Genomic DNA, 9,416 nt, shown 5'->3' with positions numbered 1-9,416 from the left:
CGGTCCTCTTCCCCGCCCGGCATCTCGCGTTTTCCTTCTTTTTCTCCCCCCGGGGGCGCGCCCGGGCCGGAGAAGGAACGGTGACCACGCAACCAGCCCGGCGGTCGCGCTGGGCGCTCGAGCCGGGACTACGTCGCGGGGACAGCCAGGGGAGTTGTGGTGCGGGTGGGGTGCTCTACGGCGTACCGCATAGGGGTCAGCGGTTGATTCGGGTCAGGTCGGCCAGGAGATGGCCGGCGCTGTGGGCTGCCGCGTCGATCGGCGGTGTGGCGGGAGCGTCGGCCGGGACCGGGATCGACGCCCGGAAGCGGCGGGGGAGCGGGGCGTTCATGTCGATGTGCAGAAGAGCGTCGACGATGGCCAGCACCGGGGTGGTCATCCAGTCGAAGTCGGGCACGGCGACCTGTTCGGCGCGCTCGTGGACGTTCGCGGTGGTCAGCGTGGCGTCGAAGCGCGGGAGGCCGGGACGGTTACGGGTCATGGTCCCTCCCTGATCGGGGCCGGCGCGGCCGCCGGCCGGTGGGTTCCCTACCTCAATCGTGGCACCGTCCGGGGCTGAACGGACAGGGCTTGCGCCTTTTGCCGCAGGAGGTCAACCAGACCTTTTCACGGTCGATCAGGGAGATGTGAGTTCTCTGACGTTGCCGCGCGGCGCCCGGCTTTCCGAAGCGTCCTGGCAGGCCCGCCACCGGATCGTGAGCCGGCTGCTGTGGTTCCATGTGCCGGCGTTCCTGGTGATCGGCATCCTCGGGCCGCGATCGCCCTGGGAGGCGGTCGGCATGGCCGCGGCCATCGGGGTCTGGGCGGCCCTCGGCGCTCTGGTGCCGGCCGACAAACCCAAGGCCAGGGCCAGCCATGTCAGTGTCGGGCTGATCGCGTGCACGCTTGTCGCGATCGAGCTGACCGGTGGCGAGATGTCCACGCACATCCACCTGTACGCGGTGCTGATCTTCGTGGCGCTGTACCAGCAGTGGGCGCCGCTGGTGTCGGCGATCCTGGTGGTCGTCGTGCACCACGGGGTGCTCGGGCTGGTGTCACCGGAACGGGTGTTCGGCGAGCACCACATGGGTGTCGCCGCCGCGATCGGCATGGTCGCCGTGCACGCTGGGCTGCTCACCCTCGAGGTGGCCGGCATCGTGGTGTTCTGGCACTTCGCCGAGCAGGCCGAACGGGAGAACGAAGCGCTGGCCCGGCAGGCCGAGGAGGCCCGCCGCGAGGTCGAACGGGCCGAGCACGAAGCTCAGGAACGGGCCGCTGAGGAACTGCGGCTGCGGTCCGAGGAGTCCGCTGCGCAGGCCCGGCGGATCACCGGCGACGTCGCCCAGATCAGCGCCGAGGCGCACACCGCGATCTCCGCCGTCGCCGCCGTCGACCGGGAACTCGCGGCGCTCACCGCCTCGGTGCGCGACATCGCCGAACGATCCGCCCAGGCCGCCGGCACCGCCTCCACGGGCAAGGACGCGGCCGCGTCAGCCGGGGAGAAGGTACGCCGGCTGGAGAAGTCGGTCGGTGAGATCGCCGACGTGAACGCGATCATCGCGTCGCTCGCCGAACAGACCAACCTGCTCGCCCTCAACGCCACCATCGAGGCCGCCCGCGCCGGTGAGCTGGGCAAGGGCTTCGCCGTGGTGGCCGGGGAGGTCAAGGACCTGGCCCGGGAGACAGCCACCTCGGTGGAGAAGGTCAACCAGGTGATCACCGCGATCGTGGCCGAGACCGGGGACGTGGCGCAGACCTTCACCGCCACCACCGGCGCCGTCGACGACATCCACGAGCTGCAGCTCAACATCGCGTCCTCGGTGGAGGAACAGGCGGCCGTACTGGCCGAGGTGACCACCCAGCTGTCCGCGGCGACCGCGGCGGCCGACCAGGTGCTCGCCGGCCTGGAGACACTCTCCGCTTCGACCGAACGCTGATCTTTGAACTGACCTGCCGGTTGTGCCCGTACACGTGGGCACAACCGGTCCGGTCGTTCAGAGGAGCTTGCGGAGCTTGAGCAGGTCGAACGGGTTCGCCCGGATGGCGGTGATCAGACGGGACACCTCGAGCTTGCCGGCCACCAGGTCGAGCAGCTCGTCGCTCGTGGTGACCAGGGCGATCTTCGCTTTCGGGTCGTCGCCGTCGGTGATGTCGACGAGCCGGCCGCCGGTGATCCGGCCGTGGAACGCCGCGCCCAGGTCGGTCAGCCGGCACGCGAGCGTGCGATCCAGGTCGAGTTTGCCGCGGGCCTCCGCGTTGCTCTCCAGTCGGGCGGCGAGGTCGTGCAGTGCCCGGCGGCACTCGTCCAAGGTGGCCATAGGGCCATCCTCCCTCACGACACCGGCACGGTACCCCAGGAGTTTCCCGGAGGTGCCCGGTAGCGTGGCACCCGACGCGGCGAGAGGAGGCGAGACATGCCGGACGCATGGCGGGCTTATCTGGACCTGGCACTCGGCCTGACGGAGGCACCCCGGAAGAAGGCGCAACAGGTCGCCGGGGAGCTGCTCACCCGAGGCGGTGCCACAGCGGTGCAGGTGCAGGGCCTCGTGGAGGATCTGCTGTCGGCGGGCATCGCGAATCGTGAGGCGCTGACGAACATCGTCCGCTACGAGGTGGACCGGGCGCTCGGACGGGTGGGACTGGCCACCGCCGAGGAGGTGTCCGATCTCACGGCCAAGGTGCACGACCTGGAGCGGCAGCTGCGGCAGGCGCAGGCGCGGGTGAACGCGGCCGAGACCGGGGTGCCGGAGGTGCCGGTGGCCCGGCCGGCCAAGAAGACGGTGGCGAAGAAGGCGGTCAAGGCCAAGCCGAACGCGATGCCGGCGGCCGGGACCGGGCCGGCTGCGGTGCCAGCGAACGTGGCGGCCGCACCTGAGGTTGCCCCGGCCGCGCCGGTGAAGCGCGCGCCGGCCAAGCGGGCTGCGGCCAAGGCGGTCCCGGCTAAGACTGCGCCCGCCAAGACTGCGCCGGTCAAGCGGGCGCCGCGTAAGGCGGCCGAGGTCGCGGTGACGCCGGCCGTTGTCGAGCCGGTGTTCGTCGAGCCGGTCTCGCCCGAGCCGCCGGCCAAGACGGCGCCGGCCAAGACGGCGCCGGCCGGAAAGGCGGCGGCCAAGCGGGCTCCGGCCAGCAAGGCAGTGGCCAAGCGGGCCACCCCGGCCAAGCAGACGACCGCCGCGAAGTCGGTGACCCCGGCCAAGCAGACGACCGCCGCGAAGTCGGTGACCCCGGCCAAGCAGACGACCGCCGCGAAGTCGGCGGCTCCGGCCAAGCAGACGACACCGCGGAAGGCGCCGGCCAAGAAGGCGGCACAGGTGCCCGCACAGCCGAAACCGGCGTCGGAGACGGTCAGCCGGACCGAGAGCTCGGAGGCCTGAGCCAGTGACCTATCCCCAGCCCGGCCCACGTCCCGGGCCGCCTCCGGGTGGTTTCCCACAGGCGGCGCCGGCTCCGGGCGGTTTCCCGCCGGCGGCGCCGGCTCCGGGCGGTTTCCCGCCGGCGGTGTCCGCGCCGGGTGGCTTCCCGCCGGTGGCGCCGTCACCGAGTGGGGAGGACACCGGTCACCCCGCCGTGGACGCGGTGCTACGGTCGCTCGCCAACGCCGCGCGGCTGGCCCCGGCCGAGCAGATCGCCGAGTACGAGGCCGCGCACCAGGTGCTCCAGGAAACCCTGGCCAGCATCGACCGCTGAACGACCGTACAAAATAAAGGAATTTGATGGCCCGCCGTGCGCGACTCGACGCCGAGCTCGTCCGACGCAAGCTCGCCCGCTCCCGGGAGCAGGCCGCCGCGCTCGTCGCGGCCGGTCGTGTGCAGGTGCGCGGCACCGCCGCGCTGAAGGTCGCCGCCATGGTCGACCCGGCCGACCCGATCGTGGTGTCCGGGGAGGACCCGAAGGACGACTACGTGTCCCGGGGCGGCCACAAACTGGCCGGCGCGCTGGCCGCCTTCAAGACCCTGGCCGTGACCGGCCGGCGCTGCCTGGACGCGGGCGCGTCCACCGGCGGGTTCACCGACGTGCTGCTGCGTGCCGGGGCCCGGCAGGTGGTCGCGGTGGACGTCGGGTACGGCCAACTGGCCTGGCCGATCCGCAACGACGAGCGGGTGGTGGTGCAGGAGCGCACCAACGTCCGCGCGATCACGCCCGAGTCGATCGGTGGGGTCGTCGATCTGACCGTGGCGGATCTGTCGTTCATCTCGCTGCGGCTGGTGCTGCCCGCGCTGTCGGCGTGCACCGCTGCCGACGGCGATCTCGCGCTGATGGTGAAGCCGCAGTTCGAGGTCGGTAAGGAGAAGGTCGGCTCGGGTGGTGTGGTCCGCGACTGGCGGCTGCGCGCCGAGGCGGTGCTGGACGTGGCGGCGGCCGCCGCGGAGCTCGGGCTCGGGGTGGCGGACGTGACCGCCAGCCCGCTGCCGGGGCCGAGCGGAAACGTGGAGTTCTTCGTGTGGTTCCGGCGGGACGCCCCGCCGGCCGATCCGGCCCGGATCGAAGCTGTCGTCGAAGCTGGACCCGTTTCCCTGATGGAGGAGAAATGACGCGCTCGGCCCTGCTGGTGACGCACACCGGGCGCCGGCAGAGTACGCAGCACGCCCGAGCGGTGGCGCTGGACCTGATCGCTGCCGGGTTCGAGGTCCGGGTGATCGCCGAGGAGATCGACGACCTGGAGCTGCCCCCGGGGGTGGAGCCGGTGGTCGGCCCGGACGCGGCCGAGGGCGTGGAGATCGTGCTCGCGCTCGGCGGTGACGGCACCATCCTGCGGGCCGCCGATCTGGCCCGGCCGGCGAAGGCGCCGCTGCTCGGGATCAACCTGGGCAAGGTCGGCTTCCTCGCGGAGACCGAGATCGATCACATCGACCACGCGGTCGCCGAGGTGGTGCGCGGCGACTACACCGTCGACGAGCGGCTGACGCTGGATGTCCGGGCCGAGTACGACGGCCGCCTGATCGCCGAGTCGTGGGCGCTCAACGAGGTGACCGTGGAGAAGGGCCAGCGGGCCCAGATGCTCGAGCTGATGGTGGACGTGGACGGCCGGCCGCTGTCCCGCTACGGCTGCGACGGTGTGGTGTGCGCCACACCGACCGGGTCGACGGCGTACGCGTTCTCGGCCGGTGGACCTGTCGTCTGGCCCGAGGTGGAGGCGCTGCTGCTGGTGCCGATCAGCGCGCACGCCCTGTTCTCCAAGCCACTGGTGACCGCTCCGACGTCGACCTTCGTGCTGACGGTCGACCCGTACACGTCTTTTGCGGTGTTGTGCTGCGACGGCCGGCGGACCTGGGACCTGCCGCCCGGTTCGCAGGTGACGGTCGAAAGGGGTCAGTTGCCGGTCCGGCTGGTCCGGCTGGCGCCCCGGCCGTTCACTGACACGCTGGTGGCGAAGTTCGGTCTGCCGGTCGTCGGATGGCGTGGGAATCGACGCTGATCAGACCCCCGCCGTTGGGCAATTGTCGGGGGGTGCCGATACTGTCTGGCTGTGCTGGAGGAACTGCGCATCACCGGGCTCGGCGTCATCGACGACACGACGCTGCGGCTCACGTCGGGTATGAATGTGATCACCGGCGAGACCGGTGCCGGTAAGACGATGGTGGTGACCGGTCTCGGACTGCTCTTCGGTGGCCGGGCCGACGCCGGCCGGGTCCGGGCCGACCCGGGCCGGGCCGTGGTCGAGGGCCGGCTCAAGCTGCGCGGCTCCCTGGGTGACGCGGTGCGGACCCGGATCACCGACGCCGGCGGCGAGGCCGACGACGACGGCTCGATCCTGCTGAGCCGCACGGTGACGGCCGAGGGCCGGTCCCGGGCGCACGTCGGTGGCCGCAGCATGCCGGTGTCGACGCTGAGCGAGCTGGGCGAGCAGATCCTGGCCGTGCACGGCCAGTCCGATCAGCTGCGCCTGCTGCGCCCGTCGGAGCAGCGGTCGGCGCTCGACAGGTTCGCCGGTCCACCGCACGAGAAGCTGATCGACTCCTACAAGGAGGCGTTCGGCAGGTGGCGGGCCGTGGTCGAGGACCTGGCCGACCGCCGGCGCAACGCGCGGCAGCGCTCGCAGGAGGCCGACCTGCTCAAGCTCGGCCTCGACGAGATCACCCGGGTCGATCCGCAGCCCGGCGAGGACGACGATCTGCGTAACGAGGTGCAGCGGCTGGAGCACGCCGAGGGGCTGCGGGTCGCGGCCACCCTGGCGTCGCAGGCGCTGGCCGGTGGCGTGGAGGCGGCCGACGACACCCCCGACGCGACGCAGCTGCTCGGCCTGGCCCGGCGGACCCTGGAGGGCCAGTCGGCGGTCGACTCGTCGCTCGGTGACCTGGCCGCCCGCATCGAGGAGGCCGCCACCCTGGTCGGTGACGTGGCCTCGGAGCTGTCCGCCTACCTGAGCTCGCTCGACGCCGATCCGGCCCGGCTGGAGGCGATCTACGAGCGGCGGGCCGCGCTGCGTGCGCTGACCCGGAAATATGCCGACGACGTCGACGGCGTGATCGCCTGGGCGGAGAACGCCCGGACCAAGCTGAGCCAGCTGGACTCGTCCGACGAGCTGCTCGAGGAGCTCGACAAGGAGCGGCAGCGCCTGGAGGCGACCGTCGGCGAGCTGGCCGGGCGGCTGACCACGGCCCGGCGGGAGGCGGCCGGGCGGTTCTCCGAGGCGGTCAGCGTGGAGCTGGCCGGGCTGGCGATGCCACATTCGCGGGTCGAGGTGGCGGTGCTCACCCGGGCGCCGTCGCGTGACGAGCCGGCCGTGACCGTCGACGGGGAGCTGCTGGCGGCCGGGCCGGACGGGGCCGACGAGGTGGAGCTGCGGCTGCACGCCCACCCGGGCGCGCCGGCGCTGCCCCTGCAGAAGGGCGCCTCAGGTGGTGAGCTGTCCCGGGTGATGCTGGCCATCGAGGTGGTGTTCGCCGGCGCCGGTGGGCCGCCGACGCTGGTGTTCGACGAGGTGGACTCGGGTGTCGGCGGGACGGCCGCGGTGGAGATCGGGCGGCGGCTGGCGCGGCTGGCGCGTACCCATCAGGTGTTGGTCGTGACGCACCTGCCGCAGGTCGCGGCATTCGCCGATCGTCACCTGGTGGTCGCGAAAGACACCGGCGGAGCGATCACCACGAGTGGTGTGCGCATTGTGGAAGAAACCGAACGAGCCAGGGAATTGTCCCGGATGCTGGCGGGTCTGCCCGATTCCGATCTAGGCATTGCGCATGCGGAGGAGCTACTCTCCGTGGCTGCCAGGGAGAAACGCGCCTGAGAATGGTGAGCTGGCGCATGTCGTGGGGGCCGCGGGTGCGGGGGCGTGTCAGGATGGCCGGGATGCGACTTCCCATTCCCACCCTCCGCCGGACCAGGAGCGTCGACCCTGGTCCGGTCTCCGGCGTGGCCCGGCTGGACCGGCGGACCAAGCGCCTGACCGGCCGGCTGCGGCCCGGCGAGATCGCCGTGATCGATCACGTCGACCTGGACCGGGTCGCCGCCGACTCGCTCGTCGCGTCCGGGGTGATGGCGGTGCTCAACGCGAAGCCGTCGATCTCCGGGCGCTATCCCAACCTCGGCCCCGAGGTGCTGATCCAGGGCGGCGTGATCCTGGTCGACGAGCTCGGCGAGGACGTGTTCACCGGCCTGCGCGAGGGGCAGACGGTCAGCATCGAGGGCGGCGTGGTGCTGCTCGACGGCGAGCCGGTCGCGACGGGTGTCCGGCAGGACGCGGAGTCGGTCGCCAAGTCGATGGCCGACGCCCGCGAGGGCCTGTCGGTGCAGCTCGAGGCGTTCGCCGCGAACACCATGGATTATCTGAAGCAGGAACGTGACCTGCTGCTCGACGGTGTCGGCGTGCCCGACGTGCAGACCCGGATCGGCGGGCGGCACGTGCTGATCGTGGTGCGCGGCTACGACTACAAGGAGGACCTGGAGGTCCTCCGGCCGTACATCCGGGAGTACAAGCCGGTCCTGATCGGTGTCGACGGCGGCGCGGACGCGCTGGTGGAGAACGGTTACACCCCCGACATGATCATCGGTGACATGGACTCGGTCACCGACGACGTGCTGCGCTGCGGCGCCGAGATCGTGGTGCACGCCTATCCGGACGGCCGCGCGCCCGGTCTGAAGCGGGTGGAGAACCTGGGTGTCGACGCGCTGACCTTCCCGGCCGCGGCGACCAGCGAGGACCTGGCGATGCTGCTCGCCGACGAGAAGGGCGCGTCCCTGATCGTGGCCGTCGGCACGCACGCCAACCTGGTCGAGTTCCTGGACAAGGGCCGCGGCGGGATGGCCTCCACGTTCCTGACCCGGCTCAAGGTCGGCGGCAAACTGGTCGACGCGAAAGGTGTGAGCCGGCTCTACCGGCAGAGCATCTCCGGGTCGGCGGTGCTGCTCCTGGTGCTGTCCGCGCTTGCCGCGATGGCGTCGGCGGTGGCGGTGTCCACGGTGGGGAAGGCGTATCTCACCGTCGTGTCCGAGTGGTGGGACAATCTGCTCTTCCAGCTCGGCAATCTGTTCTGAGGGCATTGTGATCAACTTCCGGTACCACGTGGTGTCGCTCACCGCGGTCTTCCTCGCGCTGGCGATCGGCCTGGTGGTCGGCACCGCCGCGCTCAACGGCCCGGTCTCGGAGAACCTCCGTAACAACCTGGAGGCGCTCAACAAGGACAACAACGTCCGCCGGGAGCAGGTCAACCAGCTCAACGAGTCGGTCAACCGCAGCCAGGAGTTCGCCAGCCAGATCGCGCCGGGCCTGCTCGGCGGCAAACTGGCCGGCCGCAAGATCGCCGTGGTGGCGCTGCCCGGCACCGAGGACCACACCGAGGGCGTCGTCAAGATGCTCACCGTGGCCGGGGCGACGATCACCGCGCGGGTCCGGATGGAGGACAAGTTCTTCGACCCGAAGACGGTCAACGATCTGCTGTTCCTGGTCGACGAGCTGTCCCAGCCGAGCATCTCGACGGCGAACGTGCCGCTCAACAGCGACGGGGTCGAGACGGCGAGCGCGTTGCTGGCGCTCACCCTGCTCCAGGCCACGCCGACCAGCCCGACCGCGGAGGACGTGACCGCGGTGCTGGCCGCGTTCGCCCAGCCCGGCTACCTCACCACCGAGGACGGCGCGACAGGTGGCGCCGAGGCGATCGTGCTGGTCTCCGGGGTGCCCGCCACCGACAACGAGGCGGCGAAGAAGAGCCGGTACGCACTGACCATGGCCGAGCAACTCGGCAAGGACACGCGGATGCTGGTGGTCGCCGGCGACAACGCGGGCGAGGGAAATCTGGTGTCCGGCATCCGCAACGACCCGACCCTGGTCAAGCAGATCTCCACGGTGGACAACGTGAGCACCGTGCAGGGCCAGGTCGCCACCGCCCTGGTCACGGTCGAGCGGGTGGTACAGAACAAGGTCGGGCAGTACGGGCTGGCCACCGGCGCCACGTCGATCGTGCCTTCGGCCGCCCCCTAGCCTCTCCGGTCTAGACTCTGCG

At 71.4% G+C, this 9,416-nt stretch carries 11 protein-coding genes; 8 read left to right on the top strand and 3 right to left on the bottom strand.

The genetic code is table 11. From position 1 onward, the window contains the following. Positions 1 to 196: 196 nt before the first annotated feature. Positions 197 to 481: a hypothetical protein gene (locus AB0E94_RS31680; RefSeq protein WP_360333725.1), complete on the bottom strand. Its 285-nt coding sequence runs from the start codon at positions 479 to 481 to the stop codon at positions 197 to 199. Positions 482 to 626: 145 nt separating this feature from the next. On the opposite strand from AB0E94_RS31680, the gene AB0E94_RS31675 reads away from it, so the two are divergent. After that, entirely contained in the window at positions 627 to 1,916 is a 1,290-nt protein-coding gene (locus tag AB0E94_RS31675; RefSeq protein ID WP_360333722.1) for a methyl-accepting chemotaxis protein, read from the top strand. A 57-nt stretch (positions 1,917 to 1,973) separates the two neighbouring features. On the opposite strand, the gene AB0E94_RS31670 is transcribed toward AB0E94_RS31675, so the two are convergent. Further along, positions 1,974 to 2,297: a sterol-binding protein gene (locus AB0E94_RS31670; protein ID WP_317791360.1), complete on the bottom strand. Its 324-nt coding sequence runs from the start codon at positions 2,295 to 2,297 to the stop codon at positions 1,974 to 1,976. Between the two features lie 287 nt (positions 2,298 to 2,584). Continuing rightward, on the bottom strand, positions 2,585 to 3,130 hold the full coding sequence (locus AB0E94_RS31665) for a pentapeptide repeat-containing protein (protein WP_360333734.1): 546 nt from the start codon (positions 3,128 to 3,130) through the stop codon (positions 2,585 to 2,587). Here AB0E94_RS31665 and AB0E94_RS31660 point away from each other — a divergent pair. From AB0E94_RS31660 to AB0E94_RS31630, 7 genes are read left to right on the top strand one after another with little or no spacing between them, the layout of a single operon-like run. After that, positions 3,114 to 3,353 (top strand): hypothetical protein, encoded by a 240-nt coding sequence (locus AB0E94_RS31660; RefSeq protein ID WP_360333719.1) that lies wholly within the window; start codon positions 3,114 to 3,116, stop codon positions 3,351 to 3,353. The genes AB0E94_RS31665 and AB0E94_RS31660 overlap by 17 nt on opposite strands. Before the next feature lie 4 nt (positions 3,354 to 3,357). Then, positions 3,358 to 3,666 (top strand): hypothetical protein, encoded by a 309-nt coding sequence (locus tag AB0E94_RS31655; protein ID WP_360333716.1) that lies wholly within the window; start codon positions 3,358 to 3,360, stop codon positions 3,664 to 3,666. 26 nt (positions 3,667 to 3,692) lie between these two features. Further along, positions 3,693 to 4,511: a TlyA family RNA methyltransferase gene (locus AB0E94_RS31650; protein ID WP_360333713.1), complete on the top strand. Its 819-nt coding sequence runs from the start codon at positions 3,693 to 3,695 to the stop codon at positions 4,509 to 4,511. After that, positions 4,508 to 5,395 (top strand): NAD kinase, encoded by an 888-nt coding sequence (locus AB0E94_RS31645; RefSeq protein ID WP_317791364.1) that lies wholly within the window; start codon positions 4,508 to 4,510, stop codon positions 5,393 to 5,395. Before AB0E94_RS31650 ends, AB0E94_RS31645 begins: the two co-directional genes overlap by 4 nt. Positions 5,396 to 5,446: 51 nt before the next feature. Next, on the top strand, positions 5,447 to 7,204 hold the full coding sequence (recN, locus tag AB0E94_RS31640; RefSeq protein WP_360333709.1) for a DNA repair protein RecN: 1,758 nt from the start codon (positions 5,447 to 5,449) through the stop codon (positions 7,202 to 7,204). A gap of 53 nt (positions 7,205 to 7,257) precedes the next feature. Beyond that, positions 7,258 to 8,451 carry a putative cytokinetic ring protein SteA gene (gene steA / locus AB0E94_RS31635; protein WP_360333706.1) on the top strand — a complete coding sequence of 398 codons (1,194 nt, stop codon included), beginning with the start codon at positions 7,258 to 7,260 and terminating at the stop codon, positions 8,449 to 8,451. A 7-nt stretch (positions 8,452 to 8,458) separates the two neighbouring features. Continuing rightward, positions 8,459 to 9,394, top strand: a complete 936-nt coding sequence (locus AB0E94_RS31630) for a copper transporter (protein WP_360333703.1) — start codon at positions 8,459 to 8,461, stop codon at positions 9,392 to 9,394. The last annotated feature ends 22 nt before the right edge of the window (positions 9,395 to 9,416 follow it).

Origin of the sequence: Actinoplanes sp. NPDC026670 (assembly GCF_040638175.1) — a bacterium.
GTDB lineage: Bacteria > Actinomycetota > Actinomycetes > Mycobacteriales > Micromonosporaceae > Actinoplanes.
This window is presented reverse-complemented; position numbering and strand designations above follow the sequence as displayed.